This is a genomic window from Streptomyces sp. AA1529 (assembly GCF_000280905.1).
GTDB lineage: Bacteria > Actinomycetota > Actinomycetes > Streptomycetales > Streptomycetaceae > Streptomyces.
In genome coordinates, this window is record NZ_ALAP01000037.1 from 108,157 (window position 1) to 134,660 (window position 26,504).

The following is a 26,504-nucleotide window of genomic DNA, read 5'->3' on the forward strand; positions in this document are numbered from 1 at the left end:
CCGCCGTCGCGCGCGCCCCCTGCACCAGGCGGGGTGCCGAGACCGACCCCGATCCCTGCCACTGCGGAACCTCCAGCACGGCCCAATCCGCACGCGCGGTCACCCGGCCACCTCTCCTCCACAGGTACGGCACCGCAGCGTGCGCGGTGCGGTCCTGTGATATCCGGCGGACCGGCTCCGCGTCGACCGAATAGAACCGGGCCGCGGGCGCGCGCCCGGGCGGCTCGAAGCCGAACCGCACGACTCGGCCCGGGCCCGACTGCCCGGGCCCGGGCCGACTGCGCGCGGGCGCGGACCCGCCCGGTTGACCTGACCGGCCCGGCTACGCCCGGTGGTACTGGACCGGGCGGCGCGGCTCGGCGTCCAGTTCCACCGCGGCCTCGTTCGCCCAGTACGGGCGGCGCAGCAACTCGCGGCCGAGGAGGACCGCGTCGGCCTGGCCCGAGGCGACGATCTGCTCCGCCTGCCGGGGTTCGGTGATCAGGCCGACGGCGGCGACGGGCAGGTCGGTCTCCTTGCGGACCCGCTCGGCGAACGGCACCTGGAAGCCGGGGAGGGCCTGGATGCGGGCGTCGGGCGCGTTGCCGCCGGTCGAGGTGTCGAGCAGGTCGACGCCGCGGGCGTGCAGTTCCTTCGCGAGGCGGACCGTGTCGTCGCCGGTCCAGCCCTCGCGGTCGTCCTCGGTGTTCTCGCTCAGCCAGTCGGTCGCGGAGGTCCGGAAGAACAGCGGCAGTTCCTCGGGCCACACCGCGCGGACGGCCTCGACGACCTCCAGTGCGAACCGGGTCCGGCCCTCGAAGGAGCCGCCGTACTCGTCGGTGCGGTGGTTGGTGTAGGGCGACAGGAACTCGTTGATCAGGTAACCGTGCGCGCCGTGCACCTCCACGACGCGGAATCCGGCCTCGTGGGCGCGGCGGGCGCTGTCCGCGAACTGCCGCACCAGCTCGGCTATCTGCTCCCGGGAGAGTTCGTCGGGGATGGTGTGCCCGTCCGTGAAGGGCATCGGGCTGGGGCCCAGCGGCTGCCAGCCGTGGTTCACGCCGGGTGCCAGGGGTGCGCCGCGGTCGACCCAGGTGCGCTCGGTGGACGCCTTGCGGCCCGCGTGTGCGAGCTGGATGCCGGGGACGGTGCCCTGCTCGGAGAGGAACCGGGTGAGGCGGGTGAACGCCTCCTGCTGGCGGTCGTTCCACAGGCCCAGGTCGTAGGGGCTGATCCGGCCCTCGGGGGTGACGGCCGTGGCCTCGACCAGCGCCAGCCCGACTCCCCCAGCGGCGCGCGCACCCAGGTGCGCGAGGTGCCAGTCGGTGGGCGCGCCCTGGTCGGGGCCGTCCGGCGCGGCCGAGTACTGGCACATCGGTGCCATCCAGACGCGGTTGGGCACGGTCACCGACCGCAGGTCGAAGGGCTCGAACAGTGCGCTCACGGCGCTCTCCAATCGGGGTGGGAGCCGTTGCCGGCACAACGGCCTTAGTACGATACCCGCCGTACTACGAGACCTGTCAAATTTCGATGACTGCCGTACTATGGACCTGTGCCGACCACGACCGCCGTACGCGAACTCCCGCACCCCGCACCGGAGGAGATCCGCCTGGAGACGGTGCTGCACGCGCTGTCCGATCCGATCAGGCTGCGCATCGCCACCGCGCTGGGCGCCCATGGCGAAGGCGACGGGGCCGGCGCCGCCTGCTCCCAGGTCGAGCTGCCGGTCTCCGCCTCGACCGCGACCCACCACTTCCGGGTGCTGCGCGAGGCGGGCGTGATCAAGCAGTGCTACCGCGGCACCGCGAAGATCAGCTGCCTGCGCCGCGCCGACCTTGAGGCCCGCTTCCCGGGCCTGCTCGACGCGGTACTGCGCGCGGCAGCGAGCTGAAACCCACCCTTTCGAGGGCCCCGTCGAGGGATCCGCTCACATTGTCGGTCCATCCGGCTACGGTGCGTGGCAACTGGCTCACAGCACCTGGAGAGCGCATCATGACGGAGACGCTGGAACGACCGACCGCCAGGACGACACCCATGACGCCCATAGAGACCCCCGAGGGACCACCGCGCTACCAGGCGCTGTTCCGGACACTCTTGACCATGGAGGTGCCCGAGGGATACCGGGCGGAGATCATCGGGGGAAACATCGTCATGTCGCCGTGGTCGAAGGGGTACTACCTCGACGTGATGGACGCACTCGTCGAGCAGCTCATGCCGAGGCTGCCGGAGGGGCAGCGCGTCTCCTACGCCCCATTCCTCTTCGCCCTGTCGGGGCAGGAGCGGGCCTACGGACCGGACATCTACGTGGCGGCACGCGACGCGTTCCGGACGCATGATCGGTACATCGACGGTGAAGCGCTCACGCTCGTCGCCGAGTTGACCTCGGATTCGACACGCACCGTGGACTGGACCGACAAGCTACCGGCCTACGCCAAGGCAAGTGTCCCGGTGTATCTGCTCCTCGACATGCAGGAGTTGACCCTCTCCGTTTTCGCCTCCCCGACGCCCCTGGGATACGCAGAACGCCGCACCTACGAGTTCGGCGACATCGTGCACCTGCCTTCACCGTTCGATTGCGACATCGACACTGCGGGCTTCGGCGCCATGCCGGGCAAGGAGGCGGAAGGAGAATAAACCAGGGGCGCGGCGCAAGTCGGACCTGCCAGAGTTCCGGCATGGACCGACAGACACGCTCCCTGCTCGCGCACGCCGACCACCCCGTCGCGGCGCCGCTCGACGACTTCTCGGTGGACCGACTGCTCTCCCGGGCGATTCTCCGCGGCGACGAACACGTGATCGACCTCGGCTGCGGCGAAGGTGCGTGGCTGCTGCGTGTCCTGCGAGCGTATCCGGAGGTCACCGGGGAGGGGGTCGACCTCTCCGCGGAGGCGCTGCAGCGGGCCCGGCGCGGCGCGGAGGAGGCGGGGGTCGCGGGGCGGCTGGCACTGCGCCAGGAGGAGGCCGCGGCGTTCTCCGCCGAGCGGCCCGGCGACGTGGTGCTGAGCGTGGGCGCCGCGCACGCGTTCGGCGGGCTGCTGCCCACGCTGGAGGGCGCGCGGCGGCTGCTGGCGCCCGGCGGCGCGGTGCTGGTCGGGGACGCGTACTGGGAGCGCGAGCCGAGCGCGCGGGCGCGGGAGATCCTGGGCGCGTACGAGGACCTGGCGGGAACGGTCGGGAAGGTCACCGCGGAGGGCTGGACCCCGGTGTACGCACACGTCTCGACCCGGCACGAGCTGGACGACTACGAGTGGAACTGGACCGGTTCCCTCGCCCGCTGGGCACTGGACCACCCCGGCCATCCGGACAGCGGGGAAGCCCTGCGCGCGGCGGCCGAACACCGGGAGGAGTGGCTGCGCGGATATCGGGAGAGCTTCGGCTTCGTGTGCCTGCTGCTGCGCCGCACACCCGGGTGAGACCCGGCCGGCGGCAGCGTCGTGGCCCGGCACCCCGCGCGGGGTGCCGGGCCACGACGGACAGGGAGTGCGGCGGTCAGCAGCCGAGGAGGCGGCCGGCCAGGTAGCCCTCGATCTGGTCGAGGGAGACGCGCTCCTGCTTCATGGTGTCGCGCTCACGCACCGTGACGGCGTTGTCGTCGAGGGTGTCGAAGTCGACGGTGACGCAGAACGGGGTGCCGATCTCGTCCTGGCGGCGGTAGCGGCGGCCGATGGCGCCCGCGTCGTCGAAGTCGATGTTCCAGTGCTTGCGCAGCGTCTCGGACAGGCCGCGGGCCTTGGGGGAGAGCTGCTCGTTCCGGGAGAGCGGCAGCACGGCGACCTTGACCGGGGAGAGCCGGGGGTCGAGGCGCATCACGGTGCGCTTCTCCATCTTGCCCTTGGCGTTGGGCGCCTCGTCCTCGATGTAGGCGTCCAGCATGAAGGCGAGCATCGCGCGGTTGACACCGGCGGCCGGCTCGATGACATACGGGACCCAGCGCTCGCCGGCCTCCTGGTCGAAGTACGACAGGTCCTGGCCGGACGCCTTGGAGTGGGCCGTGAGGTCGAAGTCGGTGCGGTTGGCGACGCCCTCCAGCTCGGAGAACTCGCTGCCGCCGAAGTTGAAGCGGTACTCGATGTCGGCGGTGCGCTTCGAGTAGTGGGAGAGCTTCTCCTTCGGGTGCTCGTACCAGCGGATGTTCTCCTCGCGGATGCCGAGGTCCCGGTACCAGGCCCAGCGCTGGTCCATCCAGTACTGGTGCCACTCCTCGTCCTCGCCCGGCTTGACGAAGAACTCCATCTCCATCTGCTCGAACTCGCGGGTGCGGAAGATGAAGTTGCCCGGCGTGATCTCGTTCCGGAAGGACTTGCCCGTCTGTGCGATGCCGAACGGCGGCTTCCTGCGCGAGGTCTGCTGGACGTTCGCGAAGTTGGTGAAGATGCCCTGCGCGGTCTCGGGACGCAGGTAGGTGACCGAGCCGGAGTCCTGGGTGGGGCCCAGGTGGGTGGAGAGCAGCCCGGAGAACTGCTTGGGCTCGGTGAAACCGCCCTTGTTGCCGCAGTGCGGGCAGTTGATGTCGGCCAGGCCGTTCTCCGGCTCGCGGCCGTGCTTGGCCTCGTACGCCTCGGTCAGGTGGTCGGCGCGGTAGCGCTTGTGGCACGAGGTGCACTCGGTGAGCGGATCGGTGAAGGTGGAGACATGGCCCGACGCCTCCCAGACCTCGGGGGCCAGAATCACCGACGAGTCGATGCCCACCACGTCGTCGCGGGAGGTGACCATGGAGCGCCACCACTGACGCTTGATGTTCTCCTTCAGCTCCACGCCCAGCGGCCCGTAGTCCCAGGCGGCACGCTGACCACCGTAGATCTCACTGCACGGGTAGACGAAGCCACGGCGCTTGCTGAGGCTGACAATTGTGTCGATCTTGTCGGCGGCCACGGTGCTCTCTTCATTGACGGCGAGACGGAATACCTCAGATTACTGGGGGCCGTAGGGGGCGCGGCAAATCGGTTCCGGCTCGCATCGGGACCTCTTGTCCGGAGTCATCGGGACCGCCCCGGAAGATCCCTTCCGGCAGCGCACCGTGATCACGGAGCGCGAAGCTTTAGTTGACAATCGTTTCCAGTTGCGATGAAAATGAGTGTCATGAACATCGGCCACCGCCCCCGTCGGCTCATACGTACCAGCGCAGCCCTGAGCGTCCTCGGGCTCACCTCCCTCACCCTCGCCGCCTGCGGCAGCGACAGCGGCGACAGCGGGAAGGTACAGGTGGCCGCGTCCTTCTACCCCATGGCGTACCTCGCCCAGCAGATCGGCGGCGACCACGTCGAGGTCAGCAACCTGACCAAGCCCGGCACCGAGCCGCACGACCTGGAGCTGAGCCCCAAGCAGACCGGGCAGCTCAGCGAGATGGACCTGATCGTCTACCTCAAGGGGCTCCAGCCCGCGGTCGACGAGGCCGTCGAGCAGTCGGGCGTCGAGAATCTGGCCGAGGCCTCCTCCTTCACCACCCTGGAGGACCACGGCACCGATGTGCACGGCGAGGAGGGCCACGGCGGGCACGGCGACCACGAGCACGGCGAGGAGGGCCACGACGAGCACGAGGGACACGACCACGACACGGCGGGCGACCCGCACATCTGGCTCGACCCCGTGCGCTACGCCGAGGTGGCCGAGGGGGTCGGCAAGCAGCTCCAGAAGGCGGACCCCGACCACGAGGACGACTACCGGAAGAACACCGAGGACCTCGTCTCCCGCCTCAAGACCCTCGACGGGGACTTCGAGGACGGTCTCCGGGACCGGAAGTCCGACACCTTCATCACCACGCACGCCGCCTTCGGCTACCTCGCCGAGCGGTACGGGCTGCGCCAGGCGGCGGTCGCCGGCATCAACCCGGAGTCCGAGCCCAGCGGGGCCCGGATGAAGGAGCTGCACAAGATCGCGAAGAAGGAGGACGTGGACACCGTCTTCTTCGAGAACAACGCCAGCGACAAGACCGCCAGGACGCTGGCGGACGACCTCCGGCTGAAGACCTCGGTGCTCAGCCCGCTGGAGAGCCTCAAGGACCCGAAGAAGCAGGACTACTTCTCGGTGATGCACCAGAACCTGACCGCACTCGAGACCGCGCTCGGCGCGCAGTGAGGGCGTGAGGCATGACGAGGACGACCGCGGCCCGGGACGGCGCCGCCACAGCCGACGGAGCACCCGCTGTGGCGCTGCGCGAAGCCACCGCCTCGCTGGGCGGGCGGCCCGTGCTGCGCGGCGTGGGGCTGACCGTGGAGCGCGGCGAGACCGTGGCACTCCTGGGAGCCAACGGCTCGGGCAAGTCCACCACCATCCGCGCCGTGCTGGGGCAGGTACCGCTCACCGGGGGTGAACTGGAACTGTTCGGCACCCCGGCGGCCCGGTTCCGGGACTGGCGGCGGCTGGGCTATGTGCCGCAGCGCTCCACGGCGGCGGCCGGGGTGCCGGCCACCGTGCGGGAGGTCGTCTCGGCCGGGCGGCTGGCCCGGCGGCGCTTCCGCCCGCTGGGCCGCGAGGACAAGGCCGCGGTGCGGCACGCCCTCGAACTCGTCGGGATGGCGGACCGGATGCGCGACCCGGTCGACGCGCTCTCCGGAGGCCAGCACCAGCGGGTGCTGATCGCGCGGGCGCTGGCCGCCGAACCCGAACTGCTGATCATGGACGAGCCGCTGGCCGGGGTGGATGTCAGCAGCCAGGACGTGCTGGCCGAGACCCTGCGCCGGCAGGTGGAGCAGGGCGCCTCCGTACTGCTCGTGCTGCACGAACTCGGCCCGCTCGCCCCGCTGATCGACCGTGCGGTGGTCCTGCGGGACGGCGTGGTCGAGCGGGTGGCGGACCCTGCCACGCTGCACGACCCGGCCTGCCATCCGCACGACTCCGCGTCCGCCGCCGAGCCGGCGTCCAAGATCGGAACGGGATTTCTCTCATGATCGAGATGCTGGACTTCGCGTTCATGCAGCGCGCGCTGCTGGCCGCGCTGCTGGTCGGCATCGCGGCACCCGCCGTGGGGATCTACCTCGTCCAGCGCCGCCAGGCGATCATGGGCGACGGGATCGGCCATGTCGCGCTCACCGGCGTCGCGCTCGGCTTCCTGCTGAGCACCAATCCGGTGTGGATGGCGGTGCTGGTCGCCTCGCTCGGCGCGATCTCCATGGAGCTGATCCGCTGGTACGGCAAGGCGCGGGGCGACGTCGCGCTGGCGATGCTGTTCTACGGCGGCATGGCGGGCGGCGTCATGATCATCAACTTGTCGCCGAACGGCTCCAACGCGAACCTCACCACCTACCTCTTCGGCTCCATCACCACCGTCTCCGCCGAGGACCTGGTCGCCATCGTGGGGCTGTCCGCCTTCGTGCTGCTCGTCTCCCTCGGACTGCGGCGGCAGCTGTTCGCCGTCTGCCAGGACGAGGAGTTCGCGCGGGTGACCGGGCTGCCGGTGCGGCTGCTGAACCTGCTGCTGGCCGTGACGGCCGCAGTCACCGTCACGGTGGCGATGCGGGTGGTCGGACTGCTCCTGGTCAGCGCGCTGATGGTGATCCCGGTCGCCGCAGCCCAGCAGGCCACCCGCGGCTTCGCCGCCACGCTGGGGCTGGCCGTGGGCTTCGGTGTCGCCGTCACCCTGTCCGGCACGGTGACCTCCTACTTCGCCGACGTACCGCCCGGGGCGAGCATCGTCGTGCTGGCGATCCTGCTCTTCGGGATCGTCACCGCGCTGGCCGCTCCCCTGGCGCGGCGCAGATTCCGCAGCGGGGGCGGGGCTGTCGCCGGAGGGCAGGAAGAGGGCACTCTGGTAGCGGACGGGAGCGCGCAGGCGGACGGCGGCACCGGGCCGGTGGATCACCCGCGCAGGGTGTAATACCCGCCCACCGGGGGCGCCTGGCACAATGGGGGGCCGCGAACGCCGCGCCGACCCGGAGCCGCCCCGGCGCCTCCCCGGAGCCGACGAACGTTAAGGAGCCAGAGCGTGACCACCGCAGGTCCCCCCGTACGCGGCCGGTCGACCCGGCAGCGCGCCGCCGTGTCGGCGGCACTCGCCGAGGTCGAGGAATTCCGCAGCGCGCAGGAACTGCACGACATGCTCAAGCACCGCGGCGACTCGGTGGGGCTCACCACGGTCTACCGCACCCTCCAGTCCCTCGCCGACGCCGGTGAGGTGGACGTGCTGCGCACGGACGACGGTGAGGCCGTCTACCGGCGCTGCCACAGCGACGACCACCACCATCATCTGGTCTGCCGCGCCTGCGGCAAGGCCGTGGAGGTCGAGGGCCCGGTGGTGGAGAAGTGGGCGGCCGCCGTCGCGGCCGAGCACGGCTTCGTGAACGTGGGGCACACGGTGGAGATCTTCGGCACCTGCGGGGACTGCGCGGCCGCGGGGTAGCCCGCGGGCCCGGCGCGGCGGCGGTGCCGCGGACGCCCGCCGCCGCACTTGAGAGGGCCCCCGGCCCCGTTCACGTCGCCGAGCAGCACCGGCCCGCCGCGGCACCCGCGGAGAACGTCCCGCGGACCCGCGGTCACCCTCCGTCGCCGGGCGAACAGGCGGCGATCCTGGCACCGACTCCGTCCAGCACGATGCCCAGGCCGTAGGCGAAGTCCGCCGTGCCCTCGGTGTCACCGGGGGCGGTCTGGTGCACCTCGCCGGAGGCCAGCAGCTCCCGGACGGCAGGGAAGCCGCCGGTTGCGGTGAGTTCGCTCAGCAGACGCCAGTAGCGGCGCTCCGCGTCCTCCCAGCCCGAGCCCTGCTGCCGACTCGCCTCCGCGATGTCCGCGAGCAGGGCGACGCTGCTGCGGATGTAGCCGCTCAGGGTGATCAGCGCCCCCAGCTTCCGCTCGGCGTCCAGCCCGGTGCCCCGCAGGTGGGCGAGTGCCTGCTCCATCCACTCCACGCCGTGCGGGGACAGCGGCGGGGTACCGATGGGGATCCGGACGATCCACAGGTGGCGCAGCAGGACGTCGCGGTAGGCGCGGGCCCAGTGCTCCAGTCCGGCCCGCCAGCCCTCCGGCGAGGTCTCCGGTCCCGGCGGCGGGGTGCCGATCGCCGCGTCCTCCATGAGGATCAGCAGGTCGTCCTTGCCTGCGACATAGCGGTAGAGCGCCATGGTCGAGACGCCGACCTCGGCGGCGACGCGGCTCATCGAGAGCGCGGCGAGCCCCTCGGCGTCGGCGACGCCGATCGCGGCGGCGACGATGCGCCGCACGTCCAGTCCGCGCGCCGGACCTCTGCCGGGCCGCTCGCGCAGCCCCCAGGCGGCGGCCACACCGGCCGGCAGGCCGTCCGGTGCCGGCGCCTGCTCCCGCTTCGCCATCTCCCGCCTCTCCACCCTTCCTCTCCGCCCTTCGGGGTTGCCGTTGCACACCCGGTTCGTGTATAGCATACGCAGTAAGGTTTACGAGATACGCAGTTCCGTGTATCAGATACACAGGATGAGGGGGAAGTGCCATGCATCCAGCGGCAGAAGCGGATTGGGCGATCGAGACGCGCGGGCTGAGCAAGGCGTACGGCTCCGTCCACGTACTCGCGGGGCTCGACCTGCGGGTGCGGCGCGGCAGTGTCTTCGCACTGCTGGGACCGAACGGGGCGGGCAAGACCACCACCGTCCGGATCCTGGCGACACTCACCCGCGCCGACGCGGGGCAGGCCGTCGTGGCCGGGCACGACGTGACCGCCGCACGGTCCCGGGTACGCCGCGCCATCAGCCTCACCGGGCAGTACGCGGCGCTGGACGAGGAGCAGACGGGAGAGGAGAACCTGCGGATGATGGCGCGTCTGCGCGGCCACTCACGGTCGGCGGCCCGCAACCGTGCCACCGAACTGCTGGAGCGGTTCGCGCTGACCGAGGCCGGCCGACGGCGCGTGTCGACCTACTCGGGCGGGATGCGGCGCAGGCTGGACATCGCAGCCGGACTGGTCACCGACCCGCAGGTGGTCTTCCTGGACGAGCCGACGACGGGGCTCGACCCGCGCAGCCGGCGCACGATGTGGGAGACGATCGGCTCGCTGACCCGGGCGGGTGTGACCGTCTTCCTCACCACGCAGTACCTGGAGGAGGCCGACCGGCTGGCCGACCACGTCGCCGTGCTGGACGGCGGCCGGGTGCGGGCGGAGGGCACTCCCGAGGAGTTGAAGAAGACGGTCGCAGCCCAGCGGCTCGACCTGACGATGACCGGCCGCTCGGCCTATGCGGAGCTGGCCGGACAGCTCGGCGAGCGCGCACTGCACCGGGCACCCGAGGAGCTGGTGCTGGGAGTGGCGACCGACGGCAGCGCCGCGCATGTCCGGGCGCTGCTGGACGAGTTGGATCCCACGCGTGCGCAGGTCGCGCACTTTTCGCTGCACAGCGCCACCCTGGACGACGTCTTCCTGGAGCTGACCCATGAGTGATCTCGCCGACTGCACCGTGCTGGCCGGGCGGTCCGTCCGGCTGACCCGGCGCAACCCGGACGCCGTGATCACGGCACTGGTGTTGCCGGTACTGCTGATGCTGGTGTTCGTCTACTTCTTCGGCGGTGCCATCGAGACGAACACCGGGAAGTATGTGACGTACGTGGCGCCCGGGGTGCTGATCCTGTGCGCGGGATACGGCGCCTCGATGACGGCGACCACCGTCTCGGACGACATGACCGGCGGCATCATCGACCGCTTCCGCTCGATGGACACGGGGCCCACCGCCGTACTGAGCGGCCATGTCGCGGCGAGCGTCGCGCGCAACGCGGCAGCCACGGCGGCCGTGCTGGCCGTGGCCTTCGCGATCGGGTTCCGGCCGCACGCGGGACCGGCGGAGTGGCTGGCGGCCATCGGCATCCTGCTGCTCTACATCACCACGCTCTCCTGGCTGGGTGCTGCGGCGGGCCTGCTGGCCAGGACCCCGGAGGCCGCGAGCGGGTTCACCTTCGGGATGCTCTTCCTGCCCTACCCCAGCAGCGCGTTCGTCCCGATCGACACCATGCCGGAGTGGCTGCACGGCTTCGCCGACCACCAGCCGGTGACCCCCGTCATCGAGTCCCTGCGCGGCCTGCTGCTGGACCAGCCCACCGGCCACAGCCCCTGGCTGGCGCTCGCCTGGTGCCTGGGGCTGCTGGCGGTGGCACTGCCGCTGTGCGCGGTGCTGTTCCGCCGGCGCACCGGCTGAGCGCTCCTACGAGGCGGGGAGCGCCCGGTCCGAGGTCCAGTGGCGGCGGCCCAGGCTGATGAGGCGGAGCTGGCGGCGCGCGGTGCCCGCGACGACGTCCTCCGGCGGCCCCTCGCCCAGCGCGGCCTCCAGGAAGGCGGAGGCGGTCATCACCATGTGGTCGACGTAGGTCTCGCCCAGCATCCGCAGGTCCTCCTGGCTCCAGCCCCGGGAGACCTCGTCGCGGGCGAGCACCTCGGCCACCTCCTGCGCGAACCGGTCGAGCTGGGCGCCGATGGCGGTCCGCACGGCGGCCACCCCGCCGTGCCGCTCGCGCACCACGAAGCGGATGTGCTCGGGATGTTCGCGTACGAAGCGGGCGATGGCGTCGACGAGGTGGTCGATGCGCTCGCCGTCGTCGCTGCGCTCGGTCAGCCCGGCCCGTATCACCGTGTGCAGGCTGCCCAGCGACTCCTCGACCAGCGTGACGCCCAGGTCGGCCACGTCGCGGAAGTGCCGGTAGAAGGCGGCGGGCGAGATGCCCACGGCACGGGTGATCTCCCGCAGCCCGATGCTGCTGAGGCTCTGCTCCTCCAGCAGCGCCAGGCCCGCGTCCAGGAGTGCGCGGCGGGTCCGGGCCTTCTGGAGGTCCCGCTGCGTGTGAGGGGTGCGGCTGCTCATGGCTTCAGTAAACAGTTGTGCGCCGAACGCCGCAATGCTGTAGTCTCCAACTCAGTGAACAGTTGTCACCACACATGTTCACTGAACAGTGCACGCACCCGACGACCGCCGACAAGCCGACGCATGGGGAGGGAAGGACACATGATCTTCCTGGTCGCCGCGTTCCTCCTGCTGGGAGTCCTGGTGGGCCCACCGGCCCAACTCCCGCCCGAGGTGACCGTCCCGGCAGCCGCGGTGATCGCCGCCTGGCTGCTCGTCTTCACCGCCCGCGAGCGCATCCGCCGCCACCGGCAGAGGAGCTGACCGTGACCACGACCACCGCCGACGCCACCGAGAACCGCCCGCTCACCACGCCGCTGCGCAAGGGCCGCACCCGGCTGGGCGACGCCGACGACATGGCCGTGGCCTCGTTCGTCATGGGCCTGGTCGGACTGCTGGTCTTCAACGTCGTCCTCGGCCCCTGCGCGCTGGTCCTGGGCGGACTGGCCCTGGCCCGCGGCACCACCCGCCGCGGGCGCGCGCTGCTGGGCACCGCCCTCGGCGCCGCCGACCTGCTCGTGCTGGCCGTGCTGATGACCGCGAACGGCACCGTCTCCTGGAACTTCACCGGCTGACCGGAACACTCCTCCGCCGGAGCACTCCTCCGCCCGGCGGCCGCGGCGGCCGGCTGCCCGCGCGCCTCAGCCGGCCGCGGTGTCCTGCTCGCCGCTTCCGCCCTGCTCGTCCCGCGCACCGCCGAAGCGGCGGTCGCGCCGGGCGTACTGCAGGCAGGCCTCCCACAGGTCGCGCCGGTCGAAGTCCGGCCACAGCACGTCCTGGTAGACCATCTCCGCGTAGGCGCTCTGCCAGATCAGGTAGTTGGAGGTGCGCTGCTCGCCCGAGGGACGCAGGAACAGGTCGACGTCCGGCATGTCGCGGTAGTACAGGTACTTGGCGAACGTCTTCTCGCTGATCTTGGCCGGATCCAGCCGCCCCGCCGCGACCTCCTCGGCGACGGCCCGCGCCGCGTCCGCGATCTCGGCACGGCCGCCGTAGTTGACGCAGAAGTAGAGCGTCATCGCGTCGTTGTCCTTGGTCTGCTCCTGGGCGACCTGGAGCTCCTGGACGACGGACTTCCACAGCTTGGGCATCCGGCCCACCCAGCGGATGCGGATGCCCAGTGCGTCCATCTCGTCGCGGCGGCGGCGGATCACGTCCCGGTTGAAGTTCATCAGGAAGCGCACCTCCTCGGGCGAGCGCTTCCAGTTCTCGGTCGAGAAGGCGTACAGCGACAGGTTCTTCACACCCATCTCGATGCACCCCTTGAGCACGTCCATCACGACGCCCTCACCGACCTTGTGGCCCTCCGTGCGCGGCAGCCCCCGCTGCTTGGCCCACCGGCCGTTGCCGTCCATGACGACCGCCACATGGTTCGGGACCAGCTCGCCCGGGATCTTGGGCGGCCGGGCACCCGAGGGGTGCGGCTCGGGCGCCTCGTACTCGCGCTGCTGCGACCAGGGCAGCATTCCGCGGCGTGCCATCGCTACTCATCTCCAGCGGGCGGGACAGGGGGACAGTGCTGACCGCCCGAGCCTAACCGCTCCCCGGGCCGCCGTCCGGCCCGGTCCCCGCGGATCCGGCCGGACGCGGCAGCCCCGCCGACCCGGCCAGGAGATCCTGGCCGCTGGACGCCTGCCGGATGTACCGCAGGGAGCGCAGCCCGCGCTCCAGGTGCCAGTGCAGATACGCCGAGACCAGCCCCGAGCCCTCCCGGCGGTGCCGGTGCTCCGAGGCGTCCGCCGTCTCCCAGTCGCCGGTCAGCAGCGCACCCAGCAGCCGCAGCGCCTCCGGGGAGGGCACCACGCTGCCCGGCACCCGGCAGTCGTGGCACACCACGCCGCCGGACGCGACGGAGAAGAACCGGTTCGGTCCGGGCAGACCGCACTTGGCGCAGTCCGCGAAGCTGGGCGCATAGCCGCCCATCGCCAGGGAGCGCAGCAGGAAGGCGTCCAGCACCAGCCCCGCACCGTGCTCGCCCGACGCCAGCGTGCGCAGACCGCCGACCAGCAGCAGGTACTGCTGCACGTTCGGCTCGCCCTCGTGGTCGGTGAACCGCTCGGCGGTCTCCAGCATGGCCGTACCGGCGGTGTAGCGGTCGTAGTCCGCCACGATGCCCTGGCCGTAGGGGGCGATCGTCTCCGTCTGCGTGCACAGCGGCAGACCCCGGCCCACCAGCTCGCTGCCCCGTGCGAAGAACTGCACGTCCACATGGCAGAACGGCTCCAGCCGGGCCCCGAACTTCGACTTCGTCCGCCGCACCCCCCGCGCCACGGCCCGCACCCGCCCGTGGCCGCGGGTGAGCAGCGTGATGATGCGGTCGGCCTCGCCCAGCTTCTGGGTGCGCAGGACGATGCCGTCGTCGCGGAAGAGGCTCACGCGATCACCGACGCGTTCCGGGTGCAGCACATGACGGCATTGTCCCGCACCCCGGTGTCAGCCGGCGGCTCCCGGGGTGATGAGGCCCGGCACGCGGGGGGGGCGCTCACCGAGTGCGCGCGGACGCACACCGAGCGCTCGCACCGGTCGCCGCCCCCGGTCGTACTCCGCCGGGAGCGGCGGGTCACCGGGCCGGCGGGCCGGTGCGCTGCTCGCCGCGCTGCTCGCACAGGGCGCGGCGGAGCCAGTGGAAGGAGTCCTTCGGGGTGCGCTCCGATGTCGCGTAGTCCACGTGGACCAGGCCGAAGCGCTGCGCACAGCCCTCGGCCCACTCGAAGTTGTCCAGCAGCGACCAGACGAAGTAGCCGCGGACGTCGAGGCCCTCGCCGATTCCCCGGTGCAGGGCGCGCAGATGGGCGTCGTGGAAGGCGATGCGGCGCGCGTCGCGGGTGCGGTCCGGATAGGCGCAGCCGTTCTCGGTGACCAGGACCGGGGGCAGCCGGTCGCCGTACCGGTCCCGGAGGATGTGCAGCGTCTCCGGCAGCCCCTCGGGGACGACCGCCCAGCCGAAGCCGGTGCGCTCCCTTCCCGGCATCTCGTGCAGCGTGAAGGGGAGTTCGGCGGGTAGCTCGACGCCCGCGAACCCGGCGCCCGCCGGTCCGGCGTCCGCCGCGGGCCGCGGTTCGGGGGCGCCGACCAGGGTGGGCTGGTAGTAGTTGACGCCGTACCGGTCGAGGGGCTCGCTGATGGCCTTCAGGTCCTCGTCGACCGGGCCCGGCAGCAGCGCCGCCAGTCCCTCGTCCGGATAGCGGCCCAGCAGCAGCGGATCGGCGAACAGCCGGTTGGTCAGGGTGTCGTAGAGGTCCGCCGCTTCGGCGTCCGCCCCGCTGTCCGTCCGGGGCCGCACCGGGCCGTGCGAGTTGGCGATGCCGATGGAGCGGACGCCGCGCGCCCGCAGCGCCCGGACCGCCAGCCCGTGGCCGAGCAGTTGGTGGTGCGCGACCGGCAACGCGTCGAACAGCAGCCGCTCACCGGGCGCATGCGCACCGAGGCCGTAGCCCAGCAGCGTCAGTTCGGCGGGCTCGTTCAGGGTGATCCAGTGCGCGACGCGGTCCCCGAGGCGGGCGGCGACCGTGTCGGCGTAGTCGGCGAACCGCTGCGCGGTGTCGCGCCGCAGCCAGCCGCCGCGCTCCTCCAGCGCGAGCGGGGTGTCCCAGTGGAAGAGGGTCGGTACGGGCTGGATGCCGGCCTCGCACAGGGCGTCGACGAGCCGGTCGTAGAAGTCGAGTCCGGGCCCGTTGACCCGGCCGGCGCCGGAGGGCAGGACGCGGGGCCAGGAGACGGAGAACCGGTAGGCACCGACGCCGAGTTCGCGCAGCAGGGCGATGTCCTCGGGCCAGCGGTGGTAGTGGTCGGTGGTGACCGAGGCGTCGCTGCCGTCCTTGATCCGGCCCTCCTGCCGGACGAAGGCGTCCCAGGCCGAGGGGCCGCGCCCGTCCTCGTCGAGCGCGCCTTCGATCTGGAAGGCGGAGGTCGACACGCCCCACAGGAACCCGTCGGGGAAGGCGGGCAACGACTGATGACTCGTCATCCCCGGAGCCCACCAGCGGGTGCCTGCCGAGTCAAGACCCCTGCGCTGCACGGCTTTTGGTCCACGCCATGGGCAGCCCGGACGGGCCACCGCACCCGGAGCACCGGCCCCGCGGAGGACCCCGGCCGGTCAGGAGGGGGTGCGGGCCTGGAGCAGCAGCCGGTCCACGTCGTCGGCGCCGATCCGCAGCGCCCGCCCGACGGTGGCGAGCACCTCGCGCTCCGCCGAGCAGTACATGCCGTCGGCGAGCGCGATCCGCGCGCCCTGGAGCAGCAGGCTCTCGCGGCCGGGCACGGCCAGATGCGGGGTGAGCGGCGCGAGCACCTCGTGCAGCTCGATCTCCAGGGAGATGCTCCGGCCGCGCTGCCTGCTCTCCGCGGTGACGGCGGCGAGCAGCGCGGTCAGCTCCTCCTCGGCGCACCCGGGGAACCCGGCGGCCCGCACGGTCTCCGCGGCCGTCTCGCGGGCGGCACGCGCGTCCGAGCCGCCGGCGGCCAGCACGGCGAGCGCCACGCTGTGCACCGCCTCGCGCAGCATGGCGGCGAGCCGCGCGGTGGTGGGCCGCTCGAGCACCTCGGGGCCGAAATGGCCGCGGCAGGCGACGCATTCGACCACCGGTCCGGCCGTACCGCGCGGGATCAGCGGAATGTTGAGGACGACGAATCTGCGCCGTCCGCTGCGCCTGCGGTAGCGGCGGTCTCCGCCGCAGCCGGGGCAGAAGAAGTCGCCGTCGTCGAGGGTGCGCCAGCTCGTGCGGACCCCTGCCAGGCATACACGGAAGGGTCGTTGGCGCATGGGCCTCGCACCTCCATCACGATTCGGCAACGTCGCCGGGTGACGTGATATTAACCACAGCCGGGGCGCCGGAGACACCCCCCGGAGGGATTTCGGTCCCTCCGGGTGTCGGGTGCCTGCGGCCCGCGGCGGCGGGTGCCGGTCCCCGTCGTCACCTGGCGGCGCGGTTCACGGCCGAGACGGCGGCCTTGATGGAGGCCCGCACGATGTTCGCGTCGATGCCCACGCCCCACAGGACCTGCCCGCCGATGGCGCACTCGATGTAGGCGGCGGCCTGGGCGCCGACGCCCTCGCTCATGGTGTGCTCCACGTAGTCGAGCAGCCGCACGTCCACGTCGACGGCGTGCAGCGCGTCGAAGAAGGCCGCCAGCGGGCCGTTGCCGGTGCCGCTCAGCGTCACGGGCGCACCGTCGACGACGGCCTCCACCGTGAGCGCGTCGGCGCCCTCGCTGGTGGTGGAGGTCTGCGCACCGCGCAGCGCGATGCGGCCCCAGCTCTTCCCGGGGGTCGGCAGGTACTCGTCCTGGAAGACGTCCCAGATGTCGGCGGGCGTGACCTCGCCGCCGTCCGCGTCGGTCTTCTCCTGGATGATCCTGGAGAACTCCACCTGCATCCGGCGGGGCAGGTCCAGGCTGTGCTCACCCTTGAGGACGTAGGCGACACCGCCCTTGCCGGACTGCGAGTTGACGCGGATGACGGCCTCGTAGGAGCGGCCCACGTCCTTGGGGTCGATGGGCAGGTAGGGGACGGCCCACTCGATGTCCCCCACCGCCCGGCCCGCCTGGGCCGCCCGGGCCTCCATGGCGTCGAAGCCCTTCTTGATGGCGTCCTGGTGGGAGCCGGAGAAGGAGGTGTAGACCAGGTCGCCCACGTACGGGTGGCGCGGGTGGACCTCCATCTGGTTGCAGTACTCGTAGGTGCGCCGGATCTCGTCGATCTGCGAGAAGTCGATCATCGGGTCGACTCCCTGGCTGAACAGGTTCATCCCCAGGGTGACCAGGTCGACGTTCCCGGTGCGCTCGCCCTGTCCGAACAGGCAGCCCTCGACGCGGTCGGCGCCCGCCATCACGGCCAGCTCGGCGGCGGCCACGGCGGTGCCGCGGTCGTTGTGCGGGTGCACGGACAGGCAGACGTGCTCGCGGCGGGAGAGGTGCCGCCCCATCCACTCGAAGCGGTCGGCGTGGGTGCTGGGGGTGGAGCGCTCGACGGTCGCGGGCAGGTTGAGGATGATCTCGCGGCCGTCCTCCGGCTGCCACACGTCCATGACGCTCTCGCAGACCTCCAGCGCGAAGTCCAGCTCGGTGTCGGTGAAGATCTCCGGGCTGTACTGGTAGCCGAAGACGGTCCGCTCGTCCAGCAGCTTCTCCGCGTACTCCACCACCAGCCGGGTGCCGTCCACGGCGATCTGCCTGACCTGGTCGCGGGTGCCGCGGAAGACGACCTCGCGGAAGACCGGGGCCGTCGCGTTGTACAGGTGCACCGTGGCGTGGTGGGCGCCCTTGAGGGACTCCACCGTCCGCTCGATCAGCTCTTCGCGGGCCTGGGTGAGGACGGAGATCGTCACGTCCTCGGGGATCGCGCCCTCCTCGATGATGGAGCGCACGAAGTCGAAGTCGGTCTGGCCCGAGGAGGGGAAGCCGACCTCGATCTCCTTGTAGCCCATCCGCACCAGCAGGTCGAACATCTCGCGCTTGCGGGCGGGGGACATCGGGTCGATCAGCGCCTGGTTGCCGTCCCGCAGGTCGGTCGAGAGCCAGCGGGGCGCCGCGGTGATCCGGTTGCCGGGCCAGGTGCGGTCGGGCAGGTCGACGGCCTCGTACTGCCCGTAGCGGTGGAACGGCATCCCCGAGGGGCGCTGGCGCGTGGTGGCGGCGGTGAGGGGGGTGGCGCGGCCCACGGGGGCCTGCGTCGAGCGGGCGGACCGGTCCTGCTGCTGGGGTGTCATGCGTACAGGCTCCTGTGAGGTGACTGCTCGAAGACCGACGACAGCACTGAACTCCGCGGGGAGGGGGTCGGCCTTGCGGTGGCTACAGACCCTCGCCGCGGCAGCTAAGAAGAAGCAGCCCGAAACGCATGATGTCGGCAGCATAGCCGAGGACCGCGCGGTATCCGTGGGGCGTATCAGCATGCGGGATGCCGCGCGGCGGGGCCCGGCGGAGCGCGCCGTGGCGACCCGCACGGGAGCGGGGCCGGGCAGCGTACCGGGCGAACCAGGACGAAGCGGCGCCGCGTGCAACACCGTTTTGTGCGAATCATCGCCGCAACCGGTGACAGTTCGGTGACTCAGTGCCACATTGCTGTGTATGAACGCACCTCGCGCGCACTCATCGCAGACCCATCCCGTCTTCTGCACGATCGTGCCCCCGCACCTCCTCGACCAGGTGTCCAGGAACAGCGACGATCTTCTCTCCCGGCCCGCGCGGCGCACTCTGGAGCAGGACGCGACCCAGCGAACCCGGCGCCAAATCACTACTGTGCGTCACGGCCTGCTCGCGGGTGCACCGGTCGCACCGGACATCGACCCCGCCGAGCGCACCCCGCAGCGCACCATCTCCGACGCGGACAACAAGGAGCGGCTGCCCGGCGAGGAGGTCCGCGCCGAGGGCAGCGAGCCCGTGCAGGACGCCTCGGTCAACCGGGCCTACGCCGGCCTGGGCGCCACCTTCGAGCTCTATCTGAGCGTCTACGACCGCTACTCCATCGACGGCGCCGGGCTGCCCCTGGACGCGACGGTGCACTACGGCGAGGAGTACGCCAACGCCTTCTGGGACGGCGAGCGGATGGTCTTCGGCGACGGCGACGGCGAGATCTTCCGCGACTTCACCCTGCCGGTGGACGTCATCGGGCACGAGCTGACCCACGGCGTGACGCAGTACAGCGCCAACCTGGAGTACTACGGCCAGTCCGGGGCGCTCAACGAGTCGGTCTCCGATGTCTTCGGCGCCCTCATCAAGCAGCACAGCCTGGGCCAGAGCGCACAGGAGGCCGACTGGCTGATCGGCTCCGGGCTGTTCACCGACCGGGTGGAGGGCGCGGCGCTGCGCTCCATGAAGGCGCCCGGCACGGCCTACGACGACGATGTGCTCGGCAAGGACCCGCAGCCGGCGACGATGGAGGACTACGTCTCCACCGGCGCCGACAACGGCGGGGTGCACATCAACTCCGGCATCCCCAACCACGCCTTCTACCGGCTCGCCGTGGACCTGGGCGGCAACGCCTGGGAGCGCGCGGGCCAGATCTGGTACGACACCCTCACGGGTGGTTCGCTGCAGCCCGACACGGACTTCGCCGCGTTCGCCTCGGCGACCACCGAGGCCGCCTCGGCCCGCTACGGCGACGGCAGCGACGAGCACGAGGCGGTGCGCAAGTGCTGGTCCGAGGTGGGTGTGACGACAGAGTGACCGCGGCGGCAGCCGGCTGACACCGTCCGCCCGAACCCGCCCGTCCGGCCCTTACCGTGCGGCCGCCGGGCGGGGAGGATGGAGCCATGCGTATCACTGTCATCCGCACAGGCGGCTTCGCCGGGCTCACCCGTCGGGCCACCGTCGAGACCGCCGACCGGCCCGACGCCGAGGAACTCGCACAGCTCGCCGACCAGGCGGTGCGCGAGGGCCTCAGCGAGGCGCCGACGGGCGTGCCCGACGGGTTCCACTACGAGGTCGACGTGGCGACCGACCAGTCGGCCGCCTCCGCTCACTTCGCCGACCCGAAGCTCACCGAGGCGCAGTCGGCACTGGTGAGAAAGGTGCTCAAGGAGGGCGCGTGAGCGGTCCGGTCGCGCGGGTCCGGCCGCCCCTGCCCGGTCTCCGCTCCGGCCCCGCGCCGGCCGGGTCCCGTCAGGGCAGGTAGTACCCCGTCAGGGCAGGTAGTACATGGGGTTGGGCATCTTGACCGTGCGGCCGGAGTGTCCGCCCTTGAGGTCGCTGTACTGGTCGCCGAAGTTGGCGAGGATGTCGTAGCCCTGCGCCTCGATGTGCTCGCGGGTGCCCGACTTGTACTCGATCGTCGTGCACTCGCTGCCGCACGTGAGGTAGGGCGGCGGGTGCTCCTCGTCCTTGAGGAAGAAGTGCTTCTTGTCGACCGGGGTGCGGTAGCCGGCCCTCTTGAGGTTCCGGACGCTCCAGTCGCGCTGGTACTCCTTGCGTCCGGTCACCAGGAAGACGGTGATGCCCTTGCCGTGCGCCCAGTTGACGAGCTTGCGCATGCCGAAGACCGGGGCCATGTCCGTGGTGCGCAGATAGTCGTCCTGCGCCTGCGGTGTGTAGTGGTAGCCGATCCGCCGCTCGAAGTTGTAGGTGAGCAGGGTGGTGTCGTCCACGTCGACGACGAGGGCCGGCTTGTCGCCGGAGCCGTGCCGGGATCCGTGCCCCTCGTACCGGCGCAGGTCCCGGGTGAGGTCCTTGCGGGCCTTCGCGGCGATGCGGCGGGTCTGCTCGGCGTAGTTGCTGCGGGGCGAGGCGTGGTGCTCGCCGTCCGGGGTCTCGATGTCGCCGTAGTACGCCTCGATCTTCGTCTTCACCTGGTCGAGGTTGGGGATCTCCTTGTCGGTCCTGGGCACGGCGTGCTCCGCCGTGGCCTGGCCGACGCCGAAGAAGGCCGTGCCCGCGACGGCGGCGACGGCCACGAGCGGCAGAACGGAACGGAGAGGTCGGGGCATTGCACGGCTCCTCGCGGCATGTTGGCAGGGACATGAGAACTCGGGGAACCTAGCAGCGCGCCCGGCACCTCTTCTACGCGCGAAGATTCAATGCTTCGCAAAACCTGCCCACGGCACCGGCCCCGGAAGCCCCGCGGCGGACCGCTCCCGGCGCGGGCACCGGTCCGGGCCCGGGAGGCACTATGGTCGGGGACGAACCGCGGGCCCGGTCCGCCCGACCGGGCGTCCCCGCAGGCCGGGGCAGCGGCAGCACTCGACGGGCATCGGCAGGCATCAACAGGCGGCGACGGGGATCGACGGGGAAGGCACGGTGAGCACGGTGAGCACGCGCGGGAGCCCCGGGGCCGGTCCGCCCCTGCCCGGCCGGCCGGGACCCGGCCTCGTCCACCCGGTCCGTCCGCACCCCTCGCACGGGCACCCCCGGCAGCCGCACCGCGCCGCCCTCTCCCGCCCGCTCTTCGACCCGCTGGCCGCCGTCCGGCCGGCCGACGCACCGCGCTGGGACGTCTATCTGACCGGCACCGTCTTCCTGGACATCATCTTCACCGGGCTCGACTCCGCGCCGGTGCGCGGCACCGAGTCCTGGGCCCGCGGCATGGGCTCCTCGCCCGGCGGCATCGCCAACATGGCGACGGCGCTCGCCCGGCTGGGGCTGCGCACCTCGCTGGCCGCCGCGTTCGGCGACGACATGTACGGCGACTACTGCCGGGAAGAACTGGAGGCGGGTGAGGGCATCGACCTGTCGCTGTCGCACACCGTCCCCGGCTGGCACTCCCCCGTCACCGTCTCGATGGCGTACGAGGGCGAGCGCACGATGATCTCGCACGGCCACGAGGCGCCGCCGAAGAGTGCCGCGACCGCCTACGATCCGGACGCGCCCGAGTGCCCGCCCCCGGCCACCGCCTGCGTCTCCTCGCTGGTACCGGGCCGCCCCCAGGAGTGGATCGGGACCGCCGCGCGGCGCGGCAGCCGCATCTTCGCCGACGTCGGCTGGGACGAGACCGGCCGCTGGGACCCGGCGGCGCTGGCCGAACTGCCCGACTGCGAGGCGTTCCTGCCCAACGCGGCCGAGGCGATGCGCTACACCCGCACCGAGACCCCGCAGGCCGCCGCGCACGCCCTGGCCGAGCACGTACCGGTGGCCGTGGTGACGATGGGAGCGGACGGCGCCTACGCGGTGGACGCGCGCAGCGGGGAGACGGCCACCGTGCCGGCGATCACCGTGGAGGCGCTGGACACCACCGGCGCCGGGGACGTGTTCGTGGCCGGGTTCGTCACCGGCAGCCTCGCCGGGTGGCCGCTGGCCGACCGGCTCGCCTTCGCCGGGCTGACCGCGGCACTGTCCGTCCAGGAGTTCGGCGGCTCGCTGTCGGCACCCGGCTGGCCCGAGATCGCCGCCTGGTGGCGCCGGGTGGGCTGCCAGGAGGCCGACTGCGGCCACTACGCCTTCCTGGACCGCATCCTCACCGACTGCGCGGCCTCGGCGCCTCCGCGGCGCGCCGTCCCCACGCTCGGATTCCGCCGCACCGGCGACGACGACTGAGACCGGCGACCGGCGGCGCCCGCCCGCCGCCCGGTACGGGTCGTGCGGTGGCGCGGCGGGCGGCCCCGCCCCCGGCACACCGACGGGGCGGCGCCTGCGGCGTGCTGCCGGTGGGCGCCGCCCCGGGTGGGACGCGGTGCGGAATGCGCGGAGGGCGGGACGCGGCTGCACGCGGGCTACGCGGGGTCCCGCCTGAAGGCCGAGGTCGACCAGCGGTAGCCGAGGGCGCCGAGCACCAGGCACCAGGCGAGCGCCAGCCACCCGTTGTGGCCGATCTCGGTGCCGAGCAGCAGCCCGCGCAGGGTCTCGATGGCCGGGGTGAAGGGCTGGTACTCGGCGATCGGCTGGAACCAGCCCGGCATCGATTCGATCGGGGTGAAGGCGCTGGAGATGAGCGGCAGCAGGAACAGCGGCACCGCCATGTTGCTGGCGGCCTCCGCGTTCGGGCTGGCCGTTCCCATCCCGACCGCGATCCAGGTGACGGCCGCGGCGAACAGTGTCAGGAAGCCGAACGCGGCCAGCCATTCCAGGACGGTGGCGTCCGTGGAGCGGAAGCCGATGGCCACACCGACGGCACCGACCAGCACGACGCTGGCGATCGACTGGATCACGCTGCCGACGACGTGCCCGATGAGCATGGACCCGCGGTGGATGGCCATGGTGCGGAAGCGGGCGACGATGCCCTCGGACATGTCGGTGGCCACGGAGACCGCGGCGCCGACGACGGTGCTGCCGATGGTCATCAGCAGGATGCCCGGGACGATGTAGGCGAGGTAGGCGGAGCGGTCGCCGCCGCCGGCGATCCCGGCGCTCATCGCGTCCCCGAAGATGTAGACGAACAGGAGCAGCAGCATCACCGGGGTGAGCAGCAGGTTGAGCGTCAGCGACGGGTAGCGGCGCACGTGCAGCAGGTTGCGGCGCAGCATGGTGGACGAGTCGCGTACGGCGAGGGCGAGTGCGCTCATCGCGCTGCCTCCTCGGTCTGGTGGTTCTGGGCGGGCACGGTGGTGGAGCCGGTCAGGGCGAAGAACACGTCGTCGAGGTCGGGGGTGTGCACGGTCAGCTCGTCGGCCTCGACACCGGCCGAGTCCAGCCAGTCCAGGAGGGAGCGCAGTTCGCGCTGGCTGCCGTCGCTGGGGATCTGCAGCGCCAGCGCCTCGTCGTCCCGGACCGTCTCGCGCAGCGCGGCGGCCGCCGACCGGTAGGCCGCCGGATCGGTGAAGCGGAGCCGGACGTGTCCGCCGGGGATGAGCCGCTTGAGCTCCTCCGCGCTCCCTTCGGCGGCGAGCGTGCCGTTGTCGAGCACCGCGATGCGGTCGGCGAGTTCGTCGGCCTCCTCCAGGTACTGGGTGGTGAGGAAGACGGTCACCCCGTCGGAGACGAGTTCGCGGATGATCTGCCACATGGTGTGGCGGCTGCGCGGGTCGAGGCCGGTGGTCGGCTCGTCGAGGAAGATGATCCGCGGGCCGCCCACGAGTGTCATGGCGATGTCCAGGCGGCGCTTCATGCCGCCCGGGTAGCCGGCCGCGGGCTTCTTCGCGGCCTCCACCAGGTCGAAACGCTCCAGCAACTCGCCCACCGTCCGGCGGCCCTCGCGCTTGGAGAGATGGTGCAGGTCCGCTATCAGGAGCATGTTCTCCTCGCCGGTGATCAGCCCGTCGACCGCGGAGAACTGCCCGGTGACCCCGATCGCGGCCCGCACCGCCTGCGGTGCGGCGGCCAGGTCGTGGCCGCCGACGCGCAGCTCTCCGCCGTCCGGGGCGACGAGGGTGGAGAGGATCTTGACGGCGGTGGTCTTGCCGGCGCCGTTCGGTCCGAGCAGGGAGAAGACCGTTCCGGTGGGCACCGACAGGTCGATGCCGTCGAGCACGACCTTGTCGCCGTAGGACTTGCGCAGCCCCTGCGCCGCGATGGCCAAGCTGGTCATGACAGGTACTCCTTCGAGAGCTGCGGGTCAGAGGCTGCGGGCGGCGATGGCGCCCTGGGAGGTGGTCGCGTGGATGTCGAGCTCGACGGTGCCGTCGTTCTTGAGGGAGTTGCTGACGCTGCCCCAGGAGGAGGCCTCCAGTGCGGCGGAGACGCCGGTGGCGGCGCCGATCGAGATGTCGCCCTGCTGGGTGCGGAGCACGACCTTGCCGCGCGCGGCCTCGGCGATCCGGATGTCGCCTCTCGCGGTAGTGATCTCCGCGGGGCCGCCCAGCCGGCCGATCTCGACGTCGCCGTCGACCGCGGTGAGGCGGACCGCCGCCGCTTCGTCGATCTTGATCCGGCGGTACGCGCCGTCGAAGTCGATGTCGCCCAGCCGGCCGACGGCCCGGAACTCGGTGCTCGCCGCCTGCACCTCGGCCCGGGACCCGGCGGGCAGTTGGACGGTGACCTCGACGGACCCGGAGGGGCCGAAGTACTGCTTCTCGTCCGGGAGCCCGATCCGCAGGACGCCGTCGGCGTACTCGGTCGTGGCCCGCTCCGCGGCCTGCACGTCGCGGCTCTTCGAGGCGTTCGAGGGGCGGATGTCGACCACGGTGTCGACGCGGTCGGCGGCGATGATCTGGACGCGTCCGGCGGGGACGTCCAGGACGGCGGCGATCGGGGCGGGGGTGTCGAAGGTCTGCATCGTGTTCTCCTTGCGGATCGCTGTTTCGAACAATGGAAAAGCTACGTTGCGTTCACAGATCTCACAACGCTATTTTCTTTCATGAAACACGAATGTGCAGCTCAAGCAGGCAATATCGTTGCGGCGACCCTGAGAGGTAATGCAACGGCACTCGTCCCGACGTTGCAATGGATTGAAGATGAACGCTACTCTGGGAGCCGCGCACGACGACACGGAGGAGGCAGCGATGCCGGGAGGCAGACTCACCCGCAAGGACCGCCAGCAGATCGCCCAGGGGCTGGCCGGCGGCCTCCCCTACGCCGAGATCGCCCGGCAGCTGGAGCGTCCCACCTCGACGATCACACGGGAGGTGCTGCGCAACGGCGGTCCTTCCGACTACCGCGCGGAGCCCGCGCACCGGGCCACCGAGCGCCGCGCCCAGCGGCGCTCGTCCGGCACCTCCCGGCAGCCGGAGCCGGTCGCCCAGCCGCACGGACGCGACCCCGAGGCCGTGGCCGAGTACGAGGAGCAGCTCACCGACGTGCTGATGCAGTCGGGACTGTCCAACCGGATGATGGCGCGGATCCTGGTCTGCCTCCTGACCGCCGACTCCGGCAGCATGACCGCGGCCGAGCTGGTCCGGCGCCTCCAGGTCAGCCCGGCCTCCGTCTCCAAATCCGTCGCCTTCCTGGAGAGCCAGTCCCTGATCCGCAGAGAGCGCGACGAGCGCCGCCGCGAGCGCTACATCGTCGACGAGGGCCTCTGGTACCAGTCGATGGCCGCCAGCGTCCGGGCCCTGGAACAGCAGGTCGAGATCTCACGGCGGGGCGTCCACGTCCTGGGCTCCGGCACCCCGGCCGCCGTCCGCCTGGAGAACACCGCCCGCTTCCTCGACTTCGTCGCCGAGAGCCTCGCCCGCGCCATGGAGCAGGCCCGCGACGTACTGCACACGGAACCCGCCCCCGCGGAGCCCGCACCGGACCCGGCTCCCGAACCGGAGGGCGCCGCCGCACCGCCCGCGGACCGCGGCTGAGCGCGGCGCGGGGACGTGCGCCGGGTCCGCCCGGCCCCCGGCAGCGGGCCGGGCTCCGCGGACCGCGCCGGGAGGGCTTCGCGCGCCGCCGGGCACCGGGGGGCGCCCTCACCTGCGCGCGGGAAAACCGGCCGCCCCCGGCCGCGGGGGCGTC

General features: G+C 71.9%; 27 protein-coding genes and 1 pseudogene. 15 read left to right on the plus strand and 13 right to left on the minus strand.

Features of this window, described 5'->3' with window-relative positions:
* Window positions 1-322 precede the first annotated feature (322 nt).
* A complete protein-coding gene (locus A949_RS0111205) occupies window positions 323-1,423 on the minus strand; it encodes an NADH:flavin oxidoreductase/NADH oxidase (protein ID WP_019356099.1) in 1,101 nt (366 codons plus the stop codon).
* A gap of 108 nt (window positions 1,424-1,531) precedes the next feature.
* Between A949_RS0111205 and A949_RS0111210 the strand changes: the two genes are divergently transcribed.
* From A949_RS0111210 to A949_RS0111220, 3 genes are all read left to right on the plus strand, one after another.
* On the plus strand, window positions 1,532-1,870 hold the full coding sequence (locus A949_RS0111210) for an ArsR/SmtB family transcription factor (RefSeq protein WP_019356100.1): 339 nt from the start codon (window positions 1,532-1,534) through the stop codon (window positions 1,868-1,870).
* A gap of 101 nt (window positions 1,871-1,971) precedes the next feature.
* Entirely contained in the window at window positions 1,972-2,613 is a 642-nt protein-coding gene (locus A949_RS0111215) for a Uma2 family endonuclease (RefSeq protein WP_106428791.1), read from the plus strand.
* Between the two features lie 41 nt (window positions 2,614-2,654).
* Complete coding sequence (locus A949_RS0111220) at window positions 2,655-3,392, plus strand: SAM-dependent methyltransferase (RefSeq protein ID WP_019356102.1); 738 nt, start codon at window positions 2,655-2,657, stop codon at window positions 3,390-3,392.
* Window positions 3,393-3,468: 76 nt separating this feature from the next.
* Here the strand turns inward: A949_RS0111220 and A949_RS0111225 are convergent, their stop codons facing one another.
* Window positions 3,469-4,851 carry a glycine--tRNA ligase gene (locus tag A949_RS0111225; RefSeq protein WP_019356103.1) on the minus strand — a complete coding sequence of 461 codons (1,383 nt, stop codon included), beginning with the start codon at window positions 4,849-4,851 and terminating at the stop codon, window positions 3,469-3,471.
* Window positions 4,852-5,058: 207 nt separating this feature from the next.
* Between A949_RS0111225 and A949_RS0111230 the strand changes: the two genes are divergently transcribed.
* The 4 genes from A949_RS0111230 (at window position 5,059) to A949_RS0111245 (ending at window position 8,314) form a co-directional block, all read left to right on the plus strand.
* Entirely contained in the window at window positions 5,059-6,054 is a 996-nt protein-coding gene (locus tag A949_RS0111230; RefSeq protein WP_019356104.1) for a metal ABC transporter substrate-binding protein, read from the plus strand.
* Between the two features lie 11 nt (window positions 6,055-6,065).
* Window positions 6,066-6,866, plus strand: a complete 801-nt coding sequence (locus A949_RS0111235; RefSeq protein WP_051019460.1) for a metal ABC transporter ATP-binding protein — start codon at window positions 6,066-6,068, stop codon at window positions 6,864-6,866.
* Window positions 6,863-7,792: a metal ABC transporter permease gene (locus tag A949_RS0111240; protein WP_019356106.1), complete on the plus strand. Its 930-nt coding sequence runs from the start codon at window positions 6,863-6,865 to the stop codon at window positions 7,790-7,792. Before A949_RS0111235 ends, A949_RS0111240 begins: the two co-directional genes overlap by 4 nt.
* Before the next feature lie 108 nt (window positions 7,793-7,900).
* Complete coding sequence (locus A949_RS0111245) at window positions 7,901-8,314, plus strand: Fur family transcriptional regulator (RefSeq protein ID WP_019356107.1); 414 nt, start codon at window positions 7,901-7,903, stop codon at window positions 8,312-8,314.
* A 133-nt stretch (window positions 8,315-8,447) separates the two neighbouring features.
* Here the strand turns inward: A949_RS0111245 and A949_RS0111250 are convergent, their stop codons facing one another.
* A complete protein-coding gene (locus tag A949_RS0111250; RefSeq protein WP_019356108.1) occupies window positions 8,448-9,239 on the minus strand; it encodes a TetR/AcrR family transcriptional regulator in 792 nt (263 codons plus the stop codon).
* 134 nt (window positions 9,240-9,373) lie between these two features.
* Between A949_RS0111250 and A949_RS0111255 the strand changes: the two genes are divergently transcribed.
* The gene (locus A949_RS0111255; protein ID WP_019356109.1) at window positions 9,374-10,315 is read left to right on the plus strand and encodes a daunorubicin resistance protein DrrA family ABC transporter ATP-binding protein; all 942 of its coding nucleotides are present in this window, start codon (window positions 9,374-9,376) and stop codon (window positions 10,313-10,315) included.
* Window positions 10,308-11,063 carry an ABC transporter permease gene (locus A949_RS0111260; protein ID WP_019356110.1) on the plus strand — a complete coding sequence of 252 codons (756 nt, stop codon included), beginning with the start codon at window positions 10,308-10,310 and terminating at the stop codon, window positions 11,061-11,063. Before A949_RS0111255 ends, A949_RS0111260 begins: the two co-directional genes overlap by 8 nt.
* A gap of 6 nt (window positions 11,064-11,069) precedes the next feature.
* On the opposite strand, the gene A949_RS0111265 is transcribed toward A949_RS0111260, so the two are convergent.
* On the minus strand, window positions 11,070-11,723 hold the full coding sequence (locus A949_RS0111265) for a TetR family transcriptional regulator (RefSeq protein ID WP_019356111.1): 654 nt from the start codon (window positions 11,721-11,723) through the stop codon (window positions 11,070-11,072).
* Window positions 11,724-11,864: 141 nt separating this feature from the next.
* On the opposite strand from A949_RS0111265, the gene A949_RS38495 reads away from it, so the two are divergent.
* The gene (locus A949_RS38495) at window positions 11,865-12,026 is read left to right on the plus strand and encodes a hypothetical protein (RefSeq protein ID WP_019356112.1); all 162 of its coding nucleotides are present in this window, start codon (window positions 11,865-11,867) and stop codon (window positions 12,024-12,026) included.
* 2 nt (window positions 12,027-12,028) lie between these two features.
* Window positions 12,029-12,337, plus strand: coding sequence for a hypothetical protein (locus A949_RS38500; protein ID WP_019356113.1), 309 nt, complete (start codon window positions 12,029-12,031; stop codon window positions 12,335-12,337).
* A 66-nt stretch (window positions 12,338-12,403) separates the two neighbouring features.
* On the opposite strand, the gene A949_RS0111280 is transcribed toward A949_RS38500, so the two are convergent.
* The 5 genes and pseudogenes from A949_RS0111280 to leuA all read right to left on the minus strand — a co-directional run bounded on the left by A949_RS0111280 (window position 12,404) and on the right by leuA (window position 18,469).
* A complete protein-coding gene (locus tag A949_RS0111280; protein WP_019356114.1) occupies window positions 12,404-13,243 on the minus strand; it encodes an isoprenyl transferase in 840 nt (279 codons plus the stop codon).
* A gap of 148 nt (window positions 13,244-13,391) precedes the next feature.
* Window positions 13,392-14,138 (minus strand): annotated as a pseudogene (recO, locus tag A949_RS33140) (DNA repair protein RecO); the annotation flags it as partial.
* Between the two features lie 184 nt (window positions 14,139-14,322).
* Window positions 14,323-15,729 (minus strand): glycoside hydrolase family 1 protein, encoded by a 1,407-nt coding sequence (locus tag A949_RS0111290; RefSeq protein ID WP_027761188.1) that lies wholly within the window; start codon window positions 15,727-15,729, stop codon window positions 14,323-14,325.
* Between the two features lie 129 nt (window positions 15,730-15,858).
* The gene (locus A949_RS0111295; RefSeq protein WP_019356117.1) at window positions 15,859-16,524 is read right to left on the minus strand and encodes a TerB family tellurite resistance protein; all 666 of its coding nucleotides are present in this window, start codon (window positions 16,522-16,524) and stop codon (window positions 15,859-15,861) included.
* Window positions 16,525-16,675: 151 nt separating this feature from the next.
* A complete protein-coding gene (leuA, locus tag A949_RS0111300) occupies window positions 16,676-18,469 on the minus strand; it encodes a 2-isopropylmalate synthase (protein ID WP_019356118.1) in 1,794 nt (597 codons plus the stop codon).
* A 358-nt stretch (window positions 18,470-18,827) separates the two neighbouring features.
* Here leuA and A949_RS0111305 point away from each other — a divergent pair, with 358 nt between their 5' ends.
* Both A949_RS0111305 and A949_RS0111310 read left to right on the plus strand, forming a co-directional pair.
* Complete coding sequence (locus A949_RS0111305; RefSeq protein WP_051019461.1) at window positions 18,828-19,925, plus strand: M4 family metallopeptidase; 1,098 nt, start codon at window positions 18,828-18,830, stop codon at window positions 19,923-19,925.
* An 86-nt stretch (window positions 19,926-20,011) separates the two neighbouring features.
* The gene (locus A949_RS0111310) at window positions 20,012-20,290 is read left to right on the plus strand and encodes a protealysin inhibitor emfourin (protein WP_019356120.1); all 279 of its coding nucleotides are present in this window, start codon (window positions 20,012-20,014) and stop codon (window positions 20,288-20,290) included.
* Between the two features lie 90 nt (window positions 20,291-20,380).
* On the opposite strand, the gene A949_RS0111315 is transcribed toward A949_RS0111310, so the two are convergent.
* Window positions 20,381-21,181, minus strand: a complete 801-nt coding sequence (locus A949_RS0111315) for an HAD family acid phosphatase (protein WP_019356121.1) — start codon at window positions 21,179-21,181, stop codon at window positions 20,381-20,383.
* A gap of 310 nt (window positions 21,182-21,491) precedes the next feature.
* Here A949_RS0111315 and A949_RS33145 point away from each other — a divergent pair, with 310 nt between their 5' ends.
* A complete protein-coding gene (locus A949_RS33145; protein WP_019356122.1) occupies window positions 21,492-22,724 on the plus strand; it encodes a carbohydrate kinase family protein in 1,233 nt (410 codons plus the stop codon).
* A gap of 176 nt (window positions 22,725-22,900) precedes the next feature.
* Here A949_RS33145 and A949_RS0111325 read toward each other — a convergent pair whose 3' ends face one another.
* Genes A949_RS0111325 through A949_RS0111335 form a run of 3 tightly spaced genes read right to left on the minus strand, consistent with a single transcriptional unit; the run spans window position 22,901 to window position 25,338 of the window.
* The gene (locus A949_RS0111325) at window positions 22,901-23,689 is read right to left on the minus strand and encodes an ABC transporter permease (RefSeq protein ID WP_019356123.1); all 789 of its coding nucleotides are present in this window, start codon (window positions 23,687-23,689) and stop codon (window positions 22,901-22,903) included.
* On the minus strand, window positions 23,686-24,651 hold the full coding sequence (locus tag A949_RS0111330; protein ID WP_019356124.1) for an ATP-binding cassette domain-containing protein: 966 nt from the start codon (window positions 24,649-24,651) through the stop codon (window positions 23,686-23,688). Before A949_RS0111330 ends, A949_RS0111325 begins: the two co-directional genes overlap by 4 nt.
* A gap of 27 nt (window positions 24,652-24,678) precedes the next feature.
* On the minus strand, window positions 24,679-25,338 hold the full coding sequence (locus A949_RS0111335) for a DUF4097 family beta strand repeat-containing protein (RefSeq protein ID WP_019356125.1): 660 nt from the start codon (window positions 25,336-25,338) through the stop codon (window positions 24,679-24,681).
* A gap of 226 nt (window positions 25,339-25,564) precedes the next feature.
* Here A949_RS0111335 and A949_RS0111340 point away from each other — a divergent pair, with 226 nt between their 5' ends.
* Window positions 25,565-26,350 carry a helix-turn-helix domain-containing protein gene (locus A949_RS0111340; RefSeq protein ID WP_019356126.1) on the plus strand — a complete coding sequence of 262 codons (786 nt, stop codon included), beginning with the start codon at window positions 25,565-25,567 and terminating at the stop codon, window positions 26,348-26,350.
* Window positions 26,351-26,504 lie beyond the last annotated feature (154 nt).